Consider the following 22340-nt stretch of genomic DNA (forward strand, 5'->3'; position numbering starts at 1 on the left):
TCGGTCATGCCGGTGCCGGCAATCTCTTTAAGCAATCAGGAAAAAGGAGCCGTCAGCAGACGGCCCCTTTTTTGATTACCCGACAATCTTCCGCGCGAAGAACGGAACGTCAGGAGTGACGCTCCGCACTTGCACGGTTTAAGAGTGCGTTTCCGTAACGACATCCAGCTCCCCTGTAACGGGGTGGATGATCAGCCCGGAAACGGGCAGGCCGGAAGGGAGAAGCGGGTGGTTTTTGATGATGCCGACGCTCTTGACTACCGCTTCCTGAACGTGATCGAAGCCCGTGAGCCATCTCTTCAGATCGATGCCGGAGTGGTGCAGCGTAGTGAGCACCTTGTCGCTGACGCCGTTCGCTTTAGCCTTATCCAGTACGGAATCCGAATTCAATCCGGTCATCCCGCAATCGTGGTGCCCGATGACGAGTACCTCGGAAGCGTTCAGCTCGTAGATCGCTACGATAATACTCCGCATCACGCTGCCGAAAGGGTGGGAGACGATGGCGCCCGCGTTTTTGATGATTTTGGCGTCGCCGTTCTTCAGATTGAGCGCTCTTGGTAGCAGCTCGACGAGCCGCGTATCCATGCAGGTGAGGATGACCATTTTTTTGTCCGGATACTTGTCCGTACGGTATTGCTCGTAGTCTTTATTTTCGACGAAATGCCGGTTAAACGATAAAATATTCGATAGATGTTTTGACATGGGATCCGACCTTTTTCATATGAATGTATGGTGCTCGTTGCTTGATGGCATCAGTGCTGGCGAACAGCAGACCTCTTATCTAGGACTTTCATGGTGCCGTTATAGATCTGGCTGCCGCTCTTGAGCATATAAGCGTGCTTGGCAGGCTGATAATCGACGGTCATGCGCTCCTCGAAAAACACCTCATGACGCTGCTCGAATACGACTGGAAACGGAGCGTTGGCTTCCGCTTTGGACTCGGGGTGCACGGACGGCTTGGTTTCGCTGTTCTCCGCCCAAAGGGTGGGGACGCCGCTGACCGCGCAGCCGCAGCCTTCCGAATCGTAAACAAGCTTGAGCCGGTAAGGTTCATCGCCCAATCGCCGCTTCGTTTCGTGCAAAGCCGCTTCCGTAAACGTAATTTGCATGGTTCCTCTCTCCTTTAGAGGTTATTTTACCACATTTTGCGCCCTTCTGACATCCGCCGCCGTTTGCCGAGACCGTTAGGCCTGACGATTTTACCGAAAAGTTGCTTCCCGCTTCCGAAATCAGTAAGATCGAACTAGTGAGTCCATCGCGCTCGCACACCAGATTCGATTCCGAAGGAGGCGCTTCGTATGAGCGACATTCAGACACAGATGAAGGGGCTTAGAACGCTCGTCAAAAAGATTAAAAGCTACGAGGAAGCGGTAGGTCTCATTTATTGGGATATGCGCACCGGACTGCCGAAAAAAGGGGTGGAAGGGCGCTCTGAGGTTGTCGGCGTGCTGTCCGGCGAAATGTTTCGCTTGTCGGTTTCCGATGAGATGGGCGGCTATTTGGCATTTCTGGACCAGGAGGAGCGGCTCGCCGAGTTATCCGAAACCGACCGAAAAATCGTCCGGGAATGTCGCAAGGAATATGACCGCAGCAAAAAAATTCCGCCAGAGAAGTTCGAGGCGTACGTCGTCCTGACGTCGCAGTCGGAATCGGTTTGGGAGGAAGCGAAGGAAAAGTCCGATTTCGCCATGTTTCGGCCTTATTTGGAGAAGATCGTTGAGACGAATTTGGAATTTATCGATCTGTGGGGCTACGAAGGCCATAAGTACAACACGCTGCTGGACATGTATGAGCCCGGGATGACGGTCGAGAAACTGGATGCGCTGTTCGGTGCCCTTCGCGAGAAGCTGGTTCCGCTCGTCGCCGCCATCCAAGCATCGCCAAAGCCGGAAGCCTCATTCCTGAATCAGACGTTTGCGAAAGAAAAGCAGCGATCGTTCAATCATCATATTTTGCGGGAAATGGGCTACGACTTCGAAGCCGGCCGGCTTGACGAAACGGTGCATCCGTTCGCGACGGGACTCAATCCGGGCGACGTGCGCATCACGACGAAGTTCGTGGAGAACGACCTGCTGACCGCGTTATTCGGCACGATCCATGAAGGCGGCCACGCGCTGTACGAGCAAAATATTTCGAAGGAGCTGCTCGGGACCAACCTCTGTACGGGAACGTCGATGGGGATCCACGAATCGCAATCTCGTTTCTGGGAAAATATGGTCGGTCGTAGCAGGCCGTTCTGGCATCGTTATTTCGGGGAGCTGCAGCAGGCGTTCGAGGGACAGTTCGCGGGCGTCGAAGCGGAAACCTTTTACCGCGCTATCAATGAAGTGTCGCCGTCGCTCATTCGCATAGAAGCCGACGAGCTCACCTATAACTTACATATCATGATCCGCTATGAAATCGAGAAAGCGCTGTTCAGCGGGGCCGTCAAAGCGGCAGATCTTCCGGAGCTGTGGAACGCCAAATACAAGGAGTACCTTGGCGTCGAACCGTCGAATGACGGTGAGGGCGTTCTGCAGGATGTGCATTGGTCCGGCGGTTCGTTCGGCTATTTTCCGTCGTATTCGCTTGGAAACATGTACGCCGCGCAAATACGCCATACGCTGATCAAAGAAATCCCTGGCTTTGACGAGCTGATCGAGAAAGGGAATCTTGCTCCGATTAAGGAATGGCTTACGGAGAAGGTGTACCGCTACGGGAAGCTGCTCGATCCTGCGGAAATCGTTCAGAACGTTACGGGAGAACCGCTTAATCCCGAATACCTGGTGGCCTACCTGGAAGAGAAATACAAGGATATTTACGGCCTGTAAACCGAAAAAACATGCACCCGCTTCCCTCAAACCGAGGGTGGGGGTGCATGTTTTTTTGTCGTGCGCGAAGCGCCTTCCGACTGCAGCGGCCGACTACTGCACTAGTGCCGTCAGCACCAACTCGGTTACGTCCTTGGCGCTGCCGCTCGCAATCGAGATCGATACGCGGATTCCGTCCTTCTGTCCGCTGCCGATATAGAAGTCGTCCGCGGACGTTTCCGTCAGATCCGTAAAGCCTGCCGCTTTCAGCGCGTCATGATACGCTTTGCCGGCATCCTTTATCGATTGCTTCGATTGAAAGGTCACCATGAACGATTTTTCTTTATCGGCGCTTGTCGACATGGAGCCTGTGATTTGAGCTTTTTCGGGTACGGGAATGTCTTTGGGAAAACCGTCCGGCAGCTTTTTGTCCTCGGAGAATGTCATTGTGGAAGCGTTCCCGTTCGCATCCTTGCTCTTGATCGTCGTCGAATTGTCTTTGTCGTTAACCGTAATTTTGCCTTCCCCGTCCTTGGATTTCACCGTTATATCGTTGCCCTTGACGGAAATGTCCGTCTTTCCGCCTTCGCCGTCCGGTACGGATATGGAGCTGCAGCCGGAGGCCGTTACTATAGCCGCTGCGATAAGGATTGCCTTAGTCAAACGATTCTTTTGCATTCATCACGATTCCTTTCTGTTCTTCTTGTTCGGAACATGACCCGGTTCGGATTATAGCATGGGACAAAACGTAACAGAAATAAGCTGAATTACCTATAAAATGGAATACAATTTCCTATCCCATGTTCGCGCATGAACGCGGAACCGCTTGATGGGCTGGCGCATAGGATGAACCAATACCGCCGGGCAGCGGCGCGTCGTTGTCCTGCGGAAATACGGCTGCAAGAGGGGATTGAACAATGAACAAACGTGCATGGGTGGGCTGTCTGGCTGCGCTGCTTTCGGCAGTGCTGTTGTTTACGGCCTGCGGCAAGAAAGAAGAGACGACGAAAGTGCGGATCGGGGAAGTGACACGGTCGATCTTTTACGCACCGGAGTATGCGGCGATTGCCAAAGGTTTTTTTAAGGATGAGGGGCTCGAGATTGAACTGACGACGACGGCAGGCGGCGATAAAACGATGACGGCGCTATTGTCGAATGCGATCGATGTAGCGCTGGTAGGCTCGGAAACGTCCATATATGTGTACCAGCAAGGCTCGGACGATCCGGTCATTAACTTTGCCCAGTTGACGCAGACGGACGGCACCTTCCTTGTCGCCAAAAATAAAATCGCGAATTTCGATTGGAAGCAGCTGAAAGGGGTCACCTTCCTCGGCCAAAGAAAAGGCGGCATGCCGCAAATGGCCGGCGAATTTACGCTTAAGAAGCACGGCATCGATCCGCAAAAGGATTTGAAGCTCATCCAAAACATCGATTTTGCCAATATTCCGGCAGCATTCGCTTCGGGAACCGGCGATTTCGTCCAGCTGTTCGAGCCGCAGGCATCCGTTTTCGAGAAGGAAGGAAAAGGCTACGTCATCGCATCGTTCGGCGTCGAGAGCGGGAAGCTTCCGTATACGGTGTTTATGGCCAAGAAAAGCTTTATCGGCAAAAACGAAAGCACGATTCAAAAATTTACGAATGCCGTCCACCGCGCGCAAAAATGGGTTTATGCCTCTTCCGTCGACGAGGTGGCGCAAACGATCGCACCGTATTTCAAGGATACGGATATCGAAATTGTTAAAATGGTCGTCAAGCGGTACAAAGACCAGCAGTCGTTCGCAAGCGATCCGGTCGTCGACGAGCAGGAATGGAACAACCTGCAGGACGTCATGTCTGCCGCCGGCGAGCTGAAGCAGAAAGTTTCCCATGGCACGCTGGTCGACAATAAATATGCCGAGAAAGCGATCAAATCCGTGAAGTAGGGATTCAAACATCCGTGCTTCGTTAGGGCTAGCCGCCGGACGCGAGGGGGAGGGGTTCCGACATGAATCACGCAGTATCGCTAGCGGACGTCACACAAGTATATGTCACGGAGCGGGGGGCTTCGCTTGCGATCGAGAACATCACGTTCGCTGTCGATGCGGGCGAGTTCGTAAGCCTCGTCGGTCCGAGCGGCTGCGGCAAAACGACGATATTATCGCTGATCGCAGGTCTCCTTCAGCCTACGGTGGGTAGGATTGAAGTGAACGGAAGCGCCGTAGCGCGGCCGTCGACGAAGGTAGGCTACATGCTTCAGCAGGATTATTTGTTTCCATGGCGTTCCATTTGGCAGAACGTGCTTATCGGCTTGGAGCTGAACGGGCGGCTGACGGACGAAAAGCGCCGGTATGCCGAGCATCTGCTAGGCGAAATGGGGCTGCTGGAAGTGCGCGATCGGTTTCCTGCGCAGCTTTCGGGCGGCATGCGACAGCGTGTCGCGCTTGTGCGAACGCTCGTTACCGAGCCGGATATTTTGCTGCTAGACGAACCGTTCTCGGCGCTCGATTACCAGACGAAACTGCAGCTGGAGGATTTGGTCGCCGCCACTCTGCGAACGCACCGGAAGACGGCGCTGCTCGTTACGCACGATATCGCGGAAGCGATCGCCATGAGCGACCGCGTGATCGTGCTCGACCGGAATCCCGGCCGAATCCGGTCCGAAATTCAGGTGCCGAATGACATCCGGACGCAGACGCCTTTCCGATCCAGGGAGCTTCCCGGCTTCCACCCGCTCGTGGAGTATATATGGCAGGAGCTGGAAGCGTCGGAGGACAGGGGGTGATCGAATGGAGAAACAGGAACGGAGCCGCAAACACGACGGGTTATCGGAACGAATTTACCGGGAGTACGTTTCGAACGGGGCAAGGACGAAGCGCCGCGTGCTTTTTACGCAGCTGGCCATATTGGTTGCCTTTCTCGGTTCATGGGAGCTGGCGGGACGCTTCAAATACATCGATGTCCTCCTGTTCAGCTATCCGACCAAGATCGTATCCCTGCTGGTAGAGAAGCTGGCCGACGGCTCGGTACTGCCCCACATCGGCGTAACGGTCTTCGAAACGGTAATCGGCTTCCTTCTTGGGACCCTATGCGGAACGGGACTCGCGGTACTGATCTGGTGGTCGCCTTTCTTGCAGAAGGTGCTTGATCCCTATATCGTCGTGTTCAACAGCATGCCCAAGGTAGCGCTCGGTCCGCTTTTTATCGTGGGACTCGGTCCGGGTATGATGTCGATCATCGGCATTACGCTGGCGATTACAGTCGTGATTACGACGCTGGTCGTCTACTCGAGCTTTAATGAAGTGGACGCAAACTATGTGAAGGTTGTGCGCGTTTTCGGAGGAAACCGGCGCGACGTGTTTCGCAAGGTCATCTATCCCGCATCGTTTCCCGCTATTATTTCTACGCTTAAGGTTAACGTTGGCTTGTCCTGGATCGGTGTGATCGTCGGCGAATTCCTCGTTTCCAAGCAGGGCCTCGGCTACTTGATCATTTACGGCTTTCAGGTGTTTAACTTTACGCTTGTCATTATGAGTTTGTTTATCATCGCGATATTCGCGACGGCCATGTATCAAGCGGTGGCTTACACGGAACAGAAGCTGACGCGAAAGTAAATCAACTTATGTGCGATAAGGATCCGGTCTCTGCAGAGAGGCCGGATTTAGCTGTTTATGGAAAGTCTGGCGAGACAGCTGCCCGGAACGAGCGATCGGGGCCGGTTTTTAGGCGAATATGGGGTTTGTCCAAAAGCGGGATCCCATTCTATAATGCAGGCATTACGATCAGTAAGGTTGGAGGGATAGGGCAGATGGTCAAGTTTCCGGCAATTCGCAAAGCAATCACGTCAATCGACACGCCATCGGCCGATTTTCCGTTCGGCGTCGCCTTGACGAAGGAAAGGCTGGAGGAAATTCGCCGTAAACCGGTATTGCGCCGCTTTTTGGCGGAAATGCGAGAGGCGGCTGCCGCCGCTGCGAGCGCTCCCGTCGAAGCGCTGCCATTCTCGCTGTTTCGGCTGTACGAAACGACAGGGGACCGTTACCGGTACGAGCGTTTCTATTTTGACCGCCGGGGGCAGCTGGCAGCGCTAGCGCTGGCGGCGTTCGTCGATCAGGATGACGCTTATTTGGAAGCGCTCGAAGACAGGATCTGGGCAATCTGCGACGAGTACACCTGGGCGGTTCCTGCCCATATGCCGAACGGCTATCTCGGTCGGGGCGGGTACCAGGTCCAGCCGCCGCAGATCGTCGATCTGTTCGCCGCCGAAACCGCGCATGCGCTCGCTGAAATCAATCATCTCCTAGGCGATCGTCTGCATGGGCAGGTGAAGGCGCGTATCGTACAGGAAGTGGAGCGGCGCGTGCTGCAGCCTTTGTTTCACGATCCGGTCGCGTTCGGCTGGGAATCGAGAGACAATAACTGGGCTTCCGTTTGCTCCGGCGCCGCCGGTATGGCTGCGCTGCTTATCGTTCAGGACAAGGAAAGGCTGGCGGGCATGATGGACCGCGTGCTGCGGGCCATGGACAGCTTCTTGGACGGCTATGCGGCGGACGGCGGTTGTCCGGAAGGCATTAGCTATTGGACTTACGGCTTCGGCTACTTCGTATACTTTGCGGACATGCTGGAGACGTACACGGACGGACGGATATGCTTGTTACAGGGGGATAAAATACGCCGAATCGCCGAGTTTCCGGCGGCCGTTTCCTTTGCCGGGCAAAGCTTCGTCAGCTTCTCCGATTCTTCGCCGCTCGTTTATTTGCAGACGGGCTTATCCTGCCGGCTTGCTCGCCGGGTAGGCGGCAAACTGCCGTATATGCCGGAGGTACCCTCCTTCGACAGCGACCGGTGCTACCGGTTTCCGCATTTGCGAAGCAACCTGTTGTGGACGGACGAGGTAATGCTGGGAAGCTCTGCGGCAGCGGGTCGCAACTATCTGGACAATCTCTGTTGGCTGATCGACCGGCGGGATGTGAACGGTACGCTAGTATCGTTCGCGGCCAAAGGCGGACATAACGACGAGCCGCATAATCATAACGACCTCGGGCAGTTCATCCTAAATATCGGCGGCGAAAGCCTGGTTACCGATCTTGGCGCCGGCGTGTACGACAAAGGCTATTTCGGACCGGACCGTTACGGCTACTTGCATAATTCATCATTGGGTCATTGCGTTCCGGTCATTAACGGGCAGGAGCAACAGGCAGGCCGGGAATATGAGGCCGCAGTTACGGATACGGCTTCGGATGAGGAAATCAGCTCCTTCGAGCTGGATTTGACGAAAGCCTACGGCCGCGATGCGGACTTGCTTCGGTTTAGCCGCCGCTTCGAATGGCGCACGGAGGGCGAGGTGAAGGAAGCGGTGCTGGAGCTGACCGATTCCTTCGTGTTTGCAGGCGCAACCAATACGATACAAGAGCAGGTCATCAGCACCTATAAGCCGTCGCTTGCAAGTGACGGTTCGGTGGAGTGGAAAGGAACGTTTGGCGCCGTGAGGCTTGCTTATGATTCTTCTAACTGGACGGCTTCCGCGGAAGAGATCGAGACGAAGGACCACTTGGGCGGTTCCGTAACGGTGCACCGTCTCCGGCTAAGCTGTGCAAATGCCGGCGACCGTACCGAATGCCGTCTGCGTTTTGCGTGCAGGCCGAATAATAAAGCTCAAGTTCGTGAGTAATGGCTGCAAAACGGGATATGAAATAAAATCCCCCCGTTTCAGCGCATAGCTGGAGCGGGGGGCTATGCAACGCCATAACCCAATTAGTGCAGAGAAAGCATGGCCGCCATGTCCTCTTGGGCATCGCCGATCAGCTTCAGGCCGAATTTCTCGACGAGTACGTTCATGACACCTTCGTTAATGAACTCCGGCGCTTTCGGGCCGATACGGATATCCTGGATTCCGAGACTGAACAAGCCTAACAGAATGGCGACAGCCTTCTGCTCGAACCACGACAGCACGATGCTTACCGGCAGTTCGTTAACGCTGCAGCCAAAGGCGTCGGCGAGAGCAAGCGCAATTTTGACCGTGGAGCCGGAGTTGTTGCATTGGCCCAAATCGATATACCGAGGGATATCGGTGCCGGCAACTGTGCCGTAATCTACATCGTTAAAGCGGAACTTGCCGCAAGACGTCGTCAGGATGACCGTGTCGTTCGGAAGCGACGTTGCCAGCTCGCGGTAATACTCACCGCCCTTGCCTGGAGCGTCACAGCCGGCAATGACGAAGAAACGATTAATAAGGCCGTCTTTGACCGCTTGAATGATTTCCGGCGCGAGCCCTATGACGGTTTCGTGGTGGTAGCCGGTCGTCAGCACTTGTTCGGAATCGATATTCGCCTCCGGCAGCTCGAGCGCCCGCTCTATTAGCGGCGAGAAATCCTCGCCGACGATTTTCATGACGTTCTCAAGCCCGGCCACCTCATAAGAGAAGAAGCGATCCGCATACGTGCCTTTGATTGGCATAACACAGTTTGTCGTCGCCAGAATCGCTCCCGGGAATTGCTCGAACAGGCGGCGTTGGTCATACCAGGCTTTCCCGATATTTCCTTTTAAGTGTGCATATTGCTTAAGCTTCGGATACCCGTGGGCCGGCAGCATTTCGGAATGGGTATAGATATTGAGGCCTTTGCCTTCCGTCTGCTTAAGCAGCTCTTCTAACGCATACAAGTTATGCCCCGTCACGACGATGCACTTGCCTTCGATCTTATTCTGGGGAACCGTAACCGGCTGCGGTATTCCGAAGTGCGTCGTATGCGCAAGGTCGAGCAAATCCATGATCCGTACTGCGGCATTTCCGACCTTCATCGCCATATCCAGATGCTCCTGAAGATTGAAATTGGAGTTGGTCAAGGTCAAATAGAGCGCTTCATGCGTTATTTTATCGACTTCCGGATCGGTGTAACCAAGCTGTTTGGCATGCGTCGCATAAGCGGCAATTCCCTTCAGTGCAAAAATGATCGTATCCTGAAGACTTGCGATCGTCTCGTCTTTTCCGCAAACCCCGATCACCTTGCAGCCCCCGTTCGGGGTTTGCTCGCATTGGTAACAAAACATGGTACATCCTCCATTCGGTGGTTGGCTATATTCACTTACAACGATTAGCTTATCAGAGCCGGGAGGAGGCTAATGTGACGGTCGTCACATCGTTTCTGGCGAAATGGTGATAACGGGTATTAGATTGCGGAACGGGAATGGTGGATCGAGTATTTTCAATAAAAGGATGGACTTAGAAAAAGGCATGGTGACGAAGCGCGAGCTTCTTCATCCGATTGCCTTTTTTTTCGTTCCTGGAGAGTGGGTTCGGCGGCAAGTTCGAAAAGGTTCGTTCCGGAGTAGCCGATCGAAATCTGAATGGATTTATTTTGATTTGAACCGATTCGAATGCTCGAAACAAGCCTAGCTTGTCATGATCGGACATATCTTAGTAAGGAAGGTGGTCATGCAAGGAAGCGAGGAGGGGAGAGCCTTGGCAGGAAAACCGATACGCGCCGTGCCGCTGGCCGTCAGGGTGATCGCGAACGTCAGTCCGGATTTGGCGCGGAGCTTGGCACTGAAGGCGAATTACCGAAGCATCGGCTTGGTGACCTCCAGCATCGACGATGTCGGTTACACGGCGGTCGACGAAGCGACGAAGAAAGCGGCGGTAGAAGTCGTTTATGCGAAATCGTTCTATGCGGGAGCCGCTCATGCTTCCGGGCCGTTATCGGGCGAGTTTATCGGCATTCTTGCGGGGGAGACGCCGGCGGAGGTAAAAAGCGGACTGGAAGCGGCCATAGCGCTTATGGAAAGCGGAGCTTGCTTCTATTCGCTTAATGATGAAGGGACTCACGCTTACTACGCGCATGTCGTTTCCCGTACAGGCACTTACTTGTCCAAAACGGCGGGAATTCCCGAGGGCGAACCGCTGGCTTATCTGATAGCGCCGCCGCTCGAAGCGGTATTCGGGCTCGATGCAGCGTTAAAGGCGGCGGATGTGGAGCTTCGGCAGTTTTATGGACCTCCGAGCGAAACGAATTTCGGCGGCGGGCTGCTTACCGGCAGTCAATCCGCCTGTACGGCTGCAGCCGAGGCTTTTGCCGAAGCGGTGAAAGGCATTGCCGGTTCGGCCATCAAGCTTTAGCTCAGGTTGTATATGACATAGGAGAAAGCGGGTGATTGCCGTTGGACGAACCGGTTTTATCGCTGGGCATGATTGAAACGAGGGGACTGCCGGCTATGATCGCGGCTGCCGACATCGCAGCCAAAACCGCAGATGTTAGGGTGAAGACCTATGAGAAGGCGGACGCTGGCATTGTGACGGTATATTTGGTTGGCGACGTCTCTTCGGTGAAGGCAGCTGTCGACGCAGGGGCTGCGGAAGCGAAGCGGGTCGGTGTCCTGCTCGGCGCGCACGTCATCCCACGGCCGGATCCAAGCGTGCCGAATATGATTGCGGCTCTGTGGCCGGATATGGCGGAAAGCCGGAAAGCACGTAAGACAGAACATGCTGAGGGGAGTTCCGGTAAATCGCGCAAAAGCAAAAGAGGGTCATCACGAACGCCTGCACAGTCGGACGTGCATGACGGGAGCGAGCATCTGTGAATAGGGTCCGCTTGTATGAACTCCCGCTGTTTCGATACATAGAAAGGAGGTGACAAGCTTTGAAGCTGGACGCCGATTTGCAATCGATACAGGAAGCGCGAAATATGGTGCAGGAAGCGCGTGAGGCGCAGCGGCTTGTCGAAGGGATGGATCAAAGCCGGATCGACGCCATTGTCAAGAACATGGCGCAGGCTGCGGAGTCGGAGGCCGGACGATTGGCGGTACTGGCGGTCGAAGAGACCGGTTTCGGCAAAGCCGACGACAAGAGGATCAAAAATGTGTTCGCCGCCCGCGATGTTTACGATGCGATCAAAGACATGAAAACGGTCGGGATCGTTTCGCGGGACGATATTCGCAAAGTATGGGAAATCGCGCAGCCGTTCGGCGTTATCGCGGGTATCGTTCCTTCGACGAACCCGACGTCGACCGTCATTTATAAGTCGCTGATTGCCGTTAAAGCACGCAATGCCATCGTCTTCAGTCCTCACCCTGCAGCCCGGCGATGCTCGGCGGAAGCCGCTGAGGTCATGCAGCGAGCTGCGGAACAAGCGGGCGCGCCGAGCGGTCTCGTTCAGTGCTTGACACTGCCTTCGATGACGGCGACGAACGAGCTGATGAAGCATCCTTCGACCGATTTGATTCTGGCTACCGGCGGATCGGCGATGGTCGAGGCCGCTTACAGCTCCGGTAAGCCCGCATACGGCGTCGGTCCGGGAAACGTGCCGGTGTATGTCCACGCGAGTGCGAATATTCAAGAAGCCGTAAGGCGGATTTTGGAAAGCAAGACGTTCGATTTCGGAACGATCTGCGCCTCCGAACAGGCGCTTGTCGTCGATGCGGAGGTCAAATCGGAGTTTGTGGCCACCTGCCTTCGTCAAGGCGCTTATTTACTGGACGAACAGGAGAAACAAAAGGTGAGCGCGGTCATCATGAACGGGAAAGGGCTGAATCCGAGTATCGTCGGTCGTTCCCCGCAAGTCATCGGTGAGTTGTCCGGTATTTCGGTACCGGAGGACGCGAGGGTGCTGATTGCCGAGGAGACGAATATCGGCAGCGGCTATCCGTTCTCCGCCGAGAAGCTTAGTCCCCTGCTTGCGCTGTATACCGTGAATGATTGGCAGGAGGGCTGCCGCATTTGCATGCAACTGCTTGCATTCGGCGGAATGGGGCATACGCTCGGCATTCATTGCGAGAACGAAGCGGTCATTGAATCGTTCGGCCTGGAGAAGCCGGCTTCGCGCATCGTGGTCAACGCAGGTACCACCTTCGGGGCGATTGGCGCTACTACGGGTATCATGCCGTCGCTTACACTCGGCTGCGGTTCGTACGGCCATAATATCACATCCGACAATATCGGACCCCGGCATCTGATGAACTTGAAAAGAGTCGCATTCGGCCTCAAAGAGATGCGGCTGGAGAGAGCTGCTGTCGGGTATGAAACGAGGCGTGCGGACGAAGGCAACCGTCAAGAGGCCCAGCCAGCGGATAACGGCGCATCACTTGGCATCTCCCGGGAGGAAGTGCTGGACATTATCAAGAGCGTGCTGGCGGAGATGAAGACATCTTAGTTTGGCGGGAGCCCCGATTGAGAAACGAGTATGGGCGGCATAAACAAGTATTCATAATCGATAGGAGGAATGTTCAATGGCTGGAGAAATGTCGGCGCTCGGTATGGTGGAAACGAAGGGGCTTGTAGGATCGATCGAAGCGGCGGATGCCATGGTAAAGGCTGCGAACGTCAAGCTGATCGGCAAGGTGCACGTGGGCGGCGGACTCGTAACCGTTATGGTACGGGGAGACGTAGGCGCCGTCAAGGCGGCGACGGATGCCGGAGCGGCGGCGGCGGAGAAGATCGGCGAACTCGTGTCCGTGCATGTCATCCCGCGTCCGCACTCGGATATCGAATTTATTTTGCCGAAGCTGGAAGGATAGTCCGGTATGGCTTTCATTACCGAAACGAGTCTGCGCGTGCTGCTTCCGAGAGGAATTCCGGATCCGTTCCCTCTGGGCGAAGGTGACAAACTGACTCCTGCGGCGGCCGACTTTCTGAAGGATCGCGGTATCCGTATCGGTATCCCGAAGCTATGCCGCCAGACGGTTCCATCCGGCCATGAAGATCCGTTGACGGCAACGATACCTGTCGGTGTTTCGAATCGGCATGTGCATTTATCCCCCGAGCATATCGAGCGGTTGTTCGGGACCGGGTACCGGTTGACTCCGCAGCGCGAGCTCTCGCAAAAAGGACAGTTCGCCGCGGAAGAAACGGTCACCGTCGCCGGACCGAAAGGATCGCTCGCGAAGGTGCGCGTGCTAGGCCCGTCTCGAGGCGCCTCGCAGGTGGAAATATCGAGGACGGACGGTTATTTCCTAGGGATTCATCCGCCCGTGCGGCTATCCGGTCAAATCCGCGGGACGCCTGGCGTAACGCTTTCCGGTCCCGAGGGAACCGTCGCCCTGGATCGCGGATTGATCGTCGCCCGCAATCATGTCCATATGTCGCCGGAGGATGCCCGTCGCTTCGGCGTCTCGCAAGGAGACCGTCTCATCGTGAAATCGGCGGGCGAGAGGCCGGTATTGTATGCGGATGTCGTCGTAAGGGTGGACGAAAGGTTTACGCTCGAGCTGCATCTCGATACGGACGAAGGCAACGCGGCCGATGTGAAGACCGGAGAGCTCGTTCGCGTCGTTGGCGTGAACGGCCGTCTAAACGGGGGCATGGAGGTGTGAATCTCATCGATAAGAAGCAGATGATCGAGTCGATCGTGCGCGAGGTCTTGAGGGACATCGCCGCCGAAACAAGCAAGCCGCAGCCCAAGGTGCTGTACGTATTATGCGACAGTACCGCCCAGGAGGCGTTTACCGATCATTTCATTCTGCTGAGCAACCATGGCGTTTGCTGCGATCTCCTTTTTCTGGACGGCGAAACTTCGGCTTGGCTCGGCATGCACAAGCTGGAATGCGGCGGAGCGGGAAAAGTGATCGCCGCCGACGAATATGCGCCGCTGCCGCTGGAAGTGCCGAAGGCCTATGACGGCATCGTCATTCCGGAAATCGATTTGGATAATGCGGCTCGCGTCGTCCTGGGCATGAAGGGAACGGTTAAAGCGGAGATCATTTTTGCGGCGCTCGTATTAGGAAAGTTCGTGCTCGTCGGCGAAGACGCTCCAGGCATGAAACGGGCCGACCGACGAACGCTGCAAACGCTGCGCCTGCCGGAGCAGCACCGGAATTTGTTCGGCTACTATCAGAAGGAGCTTCAGGATTACGGGGTCGTTCTGGCTCCGCAAAGCAAGCTGGCGGAGCTTGCGGTTCTGAAGTGCGGAGAGCGTACGAAAGCGGGCTCTAACGAGCATACAGGCGCCGGTGTCGAGGATGTTCTGCGCTTCGAAGGGAGGCTGCTTGGCGCCGAATGGGTGAAGGGGATCGGTAAGCAGCCCGGTATTCGCCGCGTTATGGTGGGGAAGCGGACCATCGTGTCTTCGCTGGCTCTGGATATGCTGCGGGATAGAGGCATCGCCGTGGATAGGCCGGAACCGAAATCGGGAAGGTGATCGGGGGGACGTATATGTTTATGGGGAAAGTGATCGGAAGCGTGTGGGCTACCCAGAAGGAAGAAGGCATGGACAATCTCAAACTGATGGTCGTTCAGCCGATCGATTTTCGGGAGCGGGAGACGGGTGCCTACGTCATTGCCACGGATCGGATCGGTGCCGGAGTCGGGGAGAAGGTCATCGTTTCGAGAGGGAGCCCGGCGCGGGCTTTGTTCGGCAGCCGAACGGTACCGGTCGACGCGATGATCGTCGGCATCGTCGATTCGTACGATGTCGCGGAGGAAAGCTGAGGCGAGGAAGCATGGAACAGGAGAAACAGCGCGTGATCCAAGAATACGTGCCGGGCAAGCAGCTTACACTGGCGCATGTGATTGCCAATCCGGACCGCTCGTTGTATACGAAGCTCGGTATCGAACAATCGAATGCGCTCGGCATCCTCACGTTAACGCCTACGGAAACGGCCATTATCGCAGCGGATATCGCTACGAAGGCGGCCGATGTCGGGATCGGCTATTTGGACCGTTTTACCGGCTCGTTAGTCATTGTTGGCGAAGTGTCCGCCGTCGAAACGGCGATAGAGGCGGTTAACGACTTTTTACGGGTCAAGCTAAAATTTGCTGCGGCAGAATTGACGAGGTCGTAAAGCATGCGAAAAGTGATGATTATCGGCGCTGTCGGAGCGGGGAAATCGTCGCTCGTGCGAGCGCTGTTTCACGACGATGCACCTGCAGTTAAGACGCAAAGCCTGAGCTATCGCGATTGGGTCATCGATACGCCGGGGGAATATACGGAGAACCCTATGTTTTACCGTTCGCTTATGGCGACTTCTCATGAAGCCTGCGCCGTCCTTCTCGTTCATGACGCGACGCGCGGAAGAAATTATTTCCCGCCGGGGTTCGCAAGCGGATTTCCGGTGCCTGCGCTGGGGGCGATTACGAAAATGGACCATCCGAAAGCCGATGCGGAACTTGCCGCTCGATTATTGAGACAGTCCTTGGCGTCAAGTGATATTTATTACACGTCGTCTGCCGATAAAAGAGGAATTGAAGAGCTGCGTAGCAGATTGCTGCGTATGGTCGAGGGCTCTACGGGCTGAAGCCATGTTCGATATGCGAGTCCCGGCTTTTCCAATAGGCAAATAATAGTTGTTAGGATGGGGATTAGAATGAGGAGCGCCGAAACGGGGGAGTGGATCAAAAGCGTCGGCATCGATATCGGCACGAGCACGACGAAAATGATAGTAAGCCGGCTGAAGGTCGCTCGGACCTCGAGCTCCCTTGCCTTGCCTCGCTACGAGATCGTGGAGCGCGAGCTTCTGTATGCGAGTCCGGTTTACGCCACGCCGTTAACGTCCGGCGATGATATCGACGCGCCGGCTATTTCGTCGATCTTGGCAAAAGAATACGCCGAGGCGGCCTGCCGTCCGTCCGACTTGAAAAGCGGCGCAGTCATCATTACGGGCGAGACGGCGAATAAGCGAAACGCCGAACGGATCGTTCATCTGCTTGCCGAGTCGTCAGGACGGTTTGTCGTCGCGACGGCCGGCGCCGATCTGGAAGCGCTGCTTGCAGGCAAAGGGTCAGGGGCGGAGCAGCGGTCGCGTGCAACGAAGGGCATCGTCGCAAGCATCGATATCGGCGGGGGGACGGCGAATGCGGCCTTGTTTCAACGCGGAAAGCTTGCCGGTACCGCAACCTTCCATCTTGGAGGAAGGCTGCTGCAGACGGATGCCGGCGGCGTACTGACAGGGGTTTCGCCGTCGCTGCTGCCTTGGCTTCGGACATGCGGCTACCGGCTTGAAGCCGGGCAGCATGTCGGCTGGGAACGGCTTAAGGGGATTTGCGAGCATATGTGCAAGACGATGATTTCGTATCTGGCGGGTTATGGCCGGCATGACGACATCCGCGCTTTGCTGCTTAGCGAGCCCTCAAACCCGTTGCCGCCCATTGAGGAATGGATGATTTCGGGCGGGATCGGTCAGCTCATGAACGAGCCCGCACCGGCCTCGCCGGCGGCAATGGCCCGATTCGGGGACGTCGGGCCGCTGCTGGCGCAATCCTTGAAGCATGTATGCCAAGCATTTGGGCTCAAGCTCGTACAGCCGGCACAAACCGTTCGCGCTACGGTCATCGGCGCGGGGATGCAGAGCACGGAAATCAGCGGTGCGACCGTGCATGCCGATCATACGCTTCTGCCTCTGCGCAATTTACCTGTTGCGAAACTCGAGCTTACCGCTGCGCTATTGACCGATCGCAGCTTGCTGAAAGAGGCGTTCGGTCGGATGGTCGAAGAGGGAGCGAGTCTTTTCGGGGTTAGAGGGTCGCCGCCTTTTGCGCTGGCCCTAGGAGGAGGCGGATACTGCTCGTATCAAACGGTGCAAGCGCTGGCGGAAGAGACGATCGCTGCCTATAAGCGCCAGCTTGGGGAGGTCGGTCAGCTTGTCGTCATATGCGAGGGCGATACGGCGAAAGCGCTCGGACAATCGCTGGAACGCCGATGCGGCGAACGGCCGCGGATCGTTTGCATCGATCAGATCAACGTCCGGCAAGGCGACTACATTGATATAGGCGAGCCGATAGGGGGTTCGCTTATTCCGGTCGTAGTGAAAACCTTAGCCTTTCACCGTAAGGAAGGAGGAGAGGAAGCTGCGCAAAAAAACGACTTTGCTTGGAAAGACGTATCAATTCGGCGATCTGAAGGAAATCATGGCGAAAGCGAATGAAGAGAAGTCCGGCGACCAGCTGGCCGGTATTGCAGCGGAAGACGCCAAGGAGCGGATGGCGGCCAAACTTGTTCTTGCCGATCTGACGCTGGCGGAAATTCGCGACAATCCGCTTCTGCCGGGGGAGAAGGACGAAGTGTCTCGGATTATCGAAGAAGCGATGAACGAAAGCATTTATAAGGATATTCGCAATTGGACGACTGCCGAGCTCCGCGAATACTTGTTAAAGCAGAGTACGACAGACACCGACATTCGCAGGCTGAGCCGAGGATTGACGAGCGAGATGATCGCATCAGCGGCCAAGCTGATGAGCAATATGGATTTGATCCAAGCGGCGGCCAAGGTCGAAGCGACGACTCACTGTAACATCACGATCGGGCAAAAGGGCGTGCTCGCCGGCCGCGCGCAGCCGAATCATCCTACCGACAGCGTTGCCGGCATGAAGGCTTCCTTATATGAGGCGCTCAGCTACGGTATCGGGGATGCGGTGATCGGCATCAATCCGGTGATAGATTCGGCGGATAGCGTCAAGGAGCTGCTGCATGCATCGAAGGAAGTCATGGAGCGATGGAGCATTCCTACGCAGAACTGTGTCCTTGCCCATATCAAAACGCAAATGCGCGCCATCCGCCAGGGGGCGGCTGCCGATATGGTTTTCCAAAGCCTGGCCGGAACGGAAGCCGGCAACAGGGCGTTCGGCATCGACTTCGCGCTGCTTGACGAAGCGGACGACTTGATTCGCAGGAGCGGTACGGCGCCGGGGCCGAACCTGTGGTATTTCGAAACCGGACAAGGGTCGGAGCTTTCCTCCGAGGCCCATCACGGTATCGACCAGTTGACGCTCGAAGCGCGATGCTACGGGCTTGCGCGGCATTATAAACCGTTTATCGTCAATACCGTCGTCGGCTTTATCGGACCGGAGTTTCTGTATGACAGCAAGCAGGTGATTCGTGCCGGTCTCGAGGATCATTTTATGGGCAAAATGCATCTGCTCCCGATGGGCGTCGACGTCTGCTATACGAACCATATGAAGGCGGACCAGAACGATATGGACAATCTGGCTGTCTTGCTTGGCGCTGCGGGTGTCAATTATATTATCGGCGTCGCGATGGCTGACGATTGCATGCTCAATTACCAGTCGACCAGTTACCACGATATTGCGACGCTTCGCGAGCTGATGGGTCTTAGGCCGGCACCCGATTTCGAGAGATGGCTCGAAAAAATGGGGATCATGGAGAATGGCAAATTAACCGCGCTTGCCGGCGATCCGACCCTTTTTATGTAGCACTTGCGGCGGCTTCTATAGCAGAGGAGGAAGCGCATATGCACGACAACCGGCTAACGGCCGAATTGCTGCTCGACAAGGTGATGGCAGTACTGGATAAACGATTGTCGGTTGGAGGAACCGCTGCGTCGGAGGCTAATTCCTTGCAGGCGGGACAGGAAGTTGCTGATTCACCTCGGGTGGAACGAGAGGTTACTGATAAGCCTCGAGCGGAAAAAGAGGTGCCGGCATCCGCAACGGCCCCATCTAGCGTGCCGAAGCCCATTTGGCCGGAAGGAATGGACGAGCTGCTGTCCAGCACCCCATCGAGAATCGGCGTATGGCGTGCGGGCACGAGGCCGTTAACGAAAGAGATGCTGAAATTCAGATGCGACCATGCGGCGGCGGTCGATTCGATCTACGGGGAAGTAAACCGGAAGCTGTTGGATGAATTTGGGCTGTTTACGGTGGAGACGTGCTTCGAAAACACGGAGCATTACCTGAAACGGCCGGATAAAGGGAGAGTCCTTAGCGAGGAGGGCGTAAGCGCAGTCCGGCAGCGCTGCGCACAGAAGCCGCAGGTCCAAATCGTCGTGTCGGACGGTCTGAGCGCTAATGCGATCGATGCGAATTTACGCGATGTGTATCCCGCGCTGCGAGATTCGCTTGAAGCGTACGGGCTGAAAAGCGGGACTCCTTTTTTTGTCAGGGGCGGCCGTGTGGCTTGCATGGATCATATCGGCGAGATGTTACAGCCGGAAACACTTGTGCTGCTGATCGGCGAGCGACCGGGACTCGTATCCTCAAAATCGATGAGCGCTTACATGTGCTACCGGCCGCGTAAAGGGACGGTAGAAAGCGACCGTACGGTCATTTCGAATATTCATCACGGCGGGACGCCTCCCGTAGAGGCGGGAGCGCATATCGGAACGGTGCTCAAGAAAATGCTCGAGCAGAGGACGAGCGGCGTGAATTTGGACTTCTGATCAGCCGAGCAGTCTCAATACGAGTATCCCTACGATCGCGAGTGCGGCTCCGGCGGCTTCCATCCGGCTGAACGATTCCCGCAGCACGAGCCTGGCATAAAGCAATATCAGGACGACGCTCATAGCGCCGATCGCCGATACGAGTCCGGTGACGCCGTACTTGAATGCCGGCATCAACAGCATCATACCGGAAATGTTCGTTATGCCTACGAACATGCCCCATAACACCGTTTTGCCAAACGGCCATTGGGCAGGGACGGATGCTTGCCGGGCTGACGTACTCGCCGCATCTGTAAGCCGTACGGAGTCATCATCGTTCATTGCGGAAACCGCCGCTTCTTGCGAGGCGGAGTGACGGGCATTATCGGCGGAAGATACGGCTGCTTTGAGCGGCTGAGGAGCATCCGCCGCTTCTTGAACATGGCCGGATTGAAGCTGCTTGCGGGATTGCGTGCTGCGCAGCCAAGTTCCGATAAACAGCAGGGCACCCGTTCCGTACATAAAGGTCAGCGTCGGAAACGTAAACGCATGCCACAGCGTCGATTGCTTCGAAGCCAGGTCGGTAATGGCAAAGCCGAGCATGGCGAGTATCGCCCATTGAACGCCGTTCAGATTCGAGAGCGAAATTTCGTTCGAATAACGGATCATCAATATTCCGCCTAAAATAATAACGAAAGCGACGATCTGACCGGTGGTTAGCGTCTCGCGCCACAGCACGTAAGCGCCTGCAACGACGACGACGGGCGGAAGCGCGGTGAAGATGGCGACAAGCGAAGCTTTGCCGACGGCAAAGCCTTTGTACATGGACGCATTAGACGCATACGAAAACAAGCCCATGACGAGTCCCATCAGCGATCCTTCCGTCCAGCGCTGTCCCGTTGCGAGCGCGGCCGTCAGAGCGACGACGGTGCCGAGTAAATAAACGCCGAACAGCATCAGGCTGCGATCCAGCGGTTTTTGCGACGTCCATTGATAGAAGATGCCGCGAAAGCCGAAGCAAACGGCTGCTCCGGCAGCATAGGCGAGCCACATATAGGTATTCTCCTTTGGCGGTATGAATGACGAGAATCCCCGTAAACGAGGAAGGCGCTTCCCATGGCCGACCGAAGCGTTGCGGGGCTTTTTACGATTCTATTAAATATAAGGGCAGTGCCGAGGTTCGTCAATGAAGGAGAAATGTTTCGCTGGTCAATGCGTGCCGGATTTAGTAAAATGGAAACCGTTACAATTCGAATTGGGAGGTTGTTTTGGATGACGACAGAGCAGGTTGGCTATTTCGGTCAATTCGGGGGGAGCTTTGTGCCGCCCGAGCTTCAAGAGGTGCTCGATTACTTAGCTTCACAATTTTACAAGTTTAAAGACGACCCCGAATTCATCGAAGAGTACAACTATTATTTGAAGGAATTCGTAGGCCGCGAAAATCCGCTTACTTATGCCGAACATTTGTCGGACAAGCTTGGCGGGGCCAAAATCTATTTGAAGCGGGAAGATTTGAACCACACCGGTTCCCACAAAATCAACAATGTGCTCGGACAAATATTGCTCGCCAAACGAATGGGCGCGAAGCGCATCATCGCCGAAACGGGCGCCGGACAGCATGGGGTGGCTACAGCTACCGTCTGCGCCATGTTCGATATGGAATGCGTCATTTATATGGGGGCGGAAGATACGCGCCGTCAGGCGCTTAACGTATTCAGGATGGAGCTGCTCGGAGCGAAGGTCGTTCCGGTCGCCAAAGGGCAGGGACGTTTGAAGGACGCGGTTGACGAGGCGCTCGGCGATCTCGTCGCGAACTACAAAACGACATTTTATTTGCTCGGTTCGGCTGTAGGACCTCATCCGTATCCGACGATCGTCAAGCATTTTCAATCCGTTGTCAGTGAAGAGTCCAAACGGCAAATTCTCGCCAAGGAAGGCAGACTGCCCGATGCGGTAATCGCGTGCGCCGGAGGCGGAAGCAATGCGATCGGCGCCTTTGCGCATTATATCGACGAGCCAGGCGTACGCCTGATCGGCGTAGAGCCGGATCAAGCTCCGACGATGACCCAGGGGGTGCCGGGCGTTATCCACGGCTTCAAATGCTTGGTGCTGTTAGACGAGAACGGCAATCCGAAGCCGACCTATTCGATCGCTGCGGGACTCGACTACCCGGGTATCGGACCGGAGCATAGCTATTTGAAGGAAAGCGGCCGCGCGGAATACTATACCGTTACGAATGAAGAAGTGCTGGATGCGTTCCAGGTGCTCTCCAAGACGGAAGGGATTATCCCCGCGCTCGAAAGCGCGCACGCCGTCGCCTATGCGCTCAAGCTGGCGCCGACGCTCGCCAAGGATGCGATATTGATCGTGAACCTGTCGGGACGCGGCGACAAAGACGTGGAACAAGTATTCCATATGCTAAAAAAGTAAAGCATAGGAGTTGCCCCGCATTCCGGTGCGGGGTTCTTTTTATCGATGGAAACCCGGTTCAGGATGATC

General features: G+C 55.8%; 23 protein-coding genes. 18 read left to right on the top strand and 5 right to left on the bottom strand.

The window, feature by feature from the left end; genetic code table 11:
• Nucleotides 1-138 precede the first annotated feature (138 nt).
• Entirely contained in the window at nucleotides 139-702 is a 564-nt protein-coding gene (locus tag ACKGJP_RS17195; RefSeq protein WP_409346842.1) for a beta-class carbonic anhydrase, read from the bottom strand.
• A gap of 50 nt (nucleotides 703-752) precedes the next feature.
• Complete coding sequence (locus tag ACKGJP_RS17200; protein WP_409346843.1) at nucleotides 753-1109, bottom strand: iron-sulfur cluster biosynthesis family protein; 357 nt, start codon at nucleotides 1107-1109, stop codon at nucleotides 753-755.
• A 189-nt stretch (nucleotides 1110-1298) separates the two neighbouring features.
• Here ACKGJP_RS17200 and ACKGJP_RS17205 point away from each other — a divergent pair, with 189 nt between their 5' ends.
• On the top strand, nucleotides 1299-2810 hold the full coding sequence (locus ACKGJP_RS17205; RefSeq protein ID WP_409346844.1) for a carboxypeptidase M32: 1512 nt from the start codon (nucleotides 1299-1301) through the stop codon (nucleotides 2808-2810).
• A gap of 93 nt (nucleotides 2811-2903) precedes the next feature.
• On the opposite strand, the gene ACKGJP_RS17210 is transcribed toward ACKGJP_RS17205, so the two are convergent.
• The gene (locus tag ACKGJP_RS17210; RefSeq protein WP_409346845.1) at nucleotides 2904-3467 is read right to left on the bottom strand and encodes a hypothetical protein; all 564 of its coding nucleotides are present in this window, start codon (nucleotides 3465-3467) and stop codon (nucleotides 2904-2906) included.
• A gap of 239 nt (nucleotides 3468-3706) precedes the next feature.
• Here ACKGJP_RS17210 and ACKGJP_RS17215 point away from each other — a divergent pair, with 239 nt between their 5' ends.
• The 4 genes from ACKGJP_RS17215 (at nucleotide 3707) to ACKGJP_RS17230 (ending at nucleotide 8436) form a co-directional block, all read left to right on the top strand.
• On the top strand, nucleotides 3707-4711 hold the full coding sequence (locus ACKGJP_RS17215) for an ABC transporter substrate-binding protein (RefSeq protein ID WP_409346846.1): 1005 nt from the start codon (nucleotides 3707-3709) through the stop codon (nucleotides 4709-4711).
• Nucleotides 4712-4773: 62 nt separating this feature from the next.
• Nucleotides 4774-5550, top strand: a complete 777-nt coding sequence (locus ACKGJP_RS17220) for an ABC transporter ATP-binding protein (protein WP_409346847.1) — start codon at nucleotides 4774-4776, stop codon at nucleotides 5548-5550.
• A 4-nt stretch (nucleotides 5551-5554) separates the two neighbouring features.
• Complete coding sequence (locus ACKGJP_RS17225) at nucleotides 5555-6379, top strand: ABC transporter permease (protein WP_409346848.1); 825 nt, start codon at nucleotides 5555-5557, stop codon at nucleotides 6377-6379.
• A gap of 194 nt (nucleotides 6380-6573) precedes the next feature.
• The gene (locus ACKGJP_RS17230) at nucleotides 6574-8436 is read left to right on the top strand and encodes a hypothetical protein (protein ID WP_409346849.1); all 1863 of its coding nucleotides are present in this window, start codon (nucleotides 6574-6576) and stop codon (nucleotides 8434-8436) included.
• An 83-nt stretch (nucleotides 8437-8519) separates the two neighbouring features.
• On the opposite strand, the gene hcp is transcribed toward ACKGJP_RS17230, so the two are convergent.
• Nucleotides 8520-9812, bottom strand: coding sequence for a hydroxylamine reductase (gene hcp, locus ACKGJP_RS17235; protein WP_409346850.1), 1293 nt, complete (start codon nucleotides 9810-9812; stop codon nucleotides 8520-8522).
• A gap of 385 nt (nucleotides 9813-10197) precedes the next feature.
• On the opposite strand from hcp, the gene eutL reads away from it, so the two are divergent.
• From eutL to eutC, 12 genes are all read left to right on the top strand, one after another.
• Nucleotides 10198-10878, top strand: coding sequence for an ethanolamine utilization microcompartment protein EutL (eutL, locus tag ACKGJP_RS17240; RefSeq protein WP_409346851.1), 681 nt, complete (start codon nucleotides 10198-10200; stop codon nucleotides 10876-10878).
• A gap of 68 nt (nucleotides 10879-10946) precedes the next feature.
• A complete protein-coding gene (locus ACKGJP_RS17245; protein ID WP_409347182.1) occupies nucleotides 10947-11339 on the top strand; it encodes a BMC domain-containing protein in 393 nt (130 codons plus the stop codon).
• Nucleotides 11340-11398: 59 nt separating this feature from the next.
• Complete coding sequence (locus ACKGJP_RS17250; protein WP_409346852.1) at nucleotides 11399-12907, top strand: acetaldehyde dehydrogenase (acetylating); 1509 nt, start codon at nucleotides 11399-11401, stop codon at nucleotides 12905-12907.
• A gap of 76 nt (nucleotides 12908-12983) precedes the next feature.
• The gene (eutM, locus tag ACKGJP_RS17255; RefSeq protein WP_409346853.1) at nucleotides 12984-13271 is read left to right on the top strand and encodes an ethanolamine utilization microcompartment protein EutM; all 288 of its coding nucleotides are present in this window, start codon (nucleotides 12984-12986) and stop codon (nucleotides 13269-13271) included.
• 6 nt (nucleotides 13272-13277) lie between these two features.
• Nucleotides 13278-14066, top strand: coding sequence for a phosphate propanoyltransferase (gene pduL, locus ACKGJP_RS17260; protein ID WP_409346854.1), 789 nt, complete (start codon nucleotides 13278-13280; stop codon nucleotides 14064-14066).
• Entirely contained in the window at nucleotides 14063-14890 is an 828-nt protein-coding gene (locus tag ACKGJP_RS17265; protein WP_409346855.1) for a hypothetical protein, read from the top strand. The genes pduL and ACKGJP_RS17265 overlap by 4 nt, the downstream gene beginning before the upstream one ends.
• A gap of 14 nt (nucleotides 14891-14904) precedes the next feature.
• Nucleotides 14905-15180, top strand: coding sequence for a EutN/CcmL family microcompartment protein (locus tag ACKGJP_RS17270; protein WP_409346856.1), 276 nt, complete (start codon nucleotides 14905-14907; stop codon nucleotides 15178-15180).
• Between the two features lie 11 nt (nucleotides 15181-15191).
• Nucleotides 15192-15533 carry an ethanolamine utilization microcompartment protein EutS gene (gene eutS / locus ACKGJP_RS17275; protein WP_409346857.1) on the top strand — a complete coding sequence of 114 codons (342 nt, stop codon included), beginning with the start codon at nucleotides 15192-15194 and terminating at the stop codon, nucleotides 15531-15533.
• 3 nt (nucleotides 15534-15536) lie between these two features.
• Nucleotides 15537-15986 carry a EutP/PduV family microcompartment system protein gene (locus tag ACKGJP_RS17280; protein ID WP_409346858.1) on the top strand — a complete coding sequence of 150 codons (450 nt, stop codon included), beginning with the start codon at nucleotides 15537-15539 and terminating at the stop codon, nucleotides 15984-15986.
• Between the two features lie 69 nt (nucleotides 15987-16055).
• Entirely contained in the window at nucleotides 16056-17612 is a 1557-nt protein-coding gene (locus ACKGJP_RS17285; protein WP_409346859.1) for an ethanolamine ammonia-lyase reactivating factor EutA, read from the top strand.
• The gene (locus ACKGJP_RS17290) at nucleotides 17536-18897 is read left to right on the top strand and encodes an ethanolamine ammonia-lyase subunit EutB (RefSeq protein WP_409347183.1); all 1362 of its coding nucleotides are present in this window, start codon (nucleotides 17536-17538) and stop codon (nucleotides 18895-18897) included. The genes ACKGJP_RS17285 and ACKGJP_RS17290 overlap by 77 nt, the downstream gene beginning before the upstream one ends.
• A 38-nt stretch (nucleotides 18898-18935) precedes the next feature.
• Entirely contained in the window at nucleotides 18936-19862 is a 927-nt protein-coding gene (gene eutC / locus ACKGJP_RS17295; protein ID WP_409346860.1) for an ethanolamine ammonia-lyase subunit EutC, read from the top strand.
• On the opposite strand, the gene ACKGJP_RS17300 is transcribed toward eutC, so the two are convergent.
• On the bottom strand, nucleotides 19863-20894 hold the full coding sequence (locus tag ACKGJP_RS17300) for an EamA family transporter (protein ID WP_409346861.1): 1032 nt from the start codon (nucleotides 20892-20894) through the stop codon (nucleotides 19863-19865).
• Between the two features lie 219 nt (nucleotides 20895-21113).
• Here ACKGJP_RS17300 and trpB point away from each other — a divergent pair, with 219 nt between their 5' ends.
• A complete protein-coding gene (gene trpB, locus ACKGJP_RS17305; RefSeq protein WP_409346862.1) occupies nucleotides 21114-22271 on the top strand; it encodes a tryptophan synthase subunit beta in 1158 nt (385 codons plus the stop codon).
• The last annotated feature ends 69 nt before the right edge of the window (nucleotides 22272-22340 follow it).

It is taken from the genome of Paenibacillus litoralis, from assembly GCF_046244365.1.
GTDB lineage: Bacteria > Bacillota > Bacilli > Paenibacillales > NBRC-103111 > Paenibacillus_V.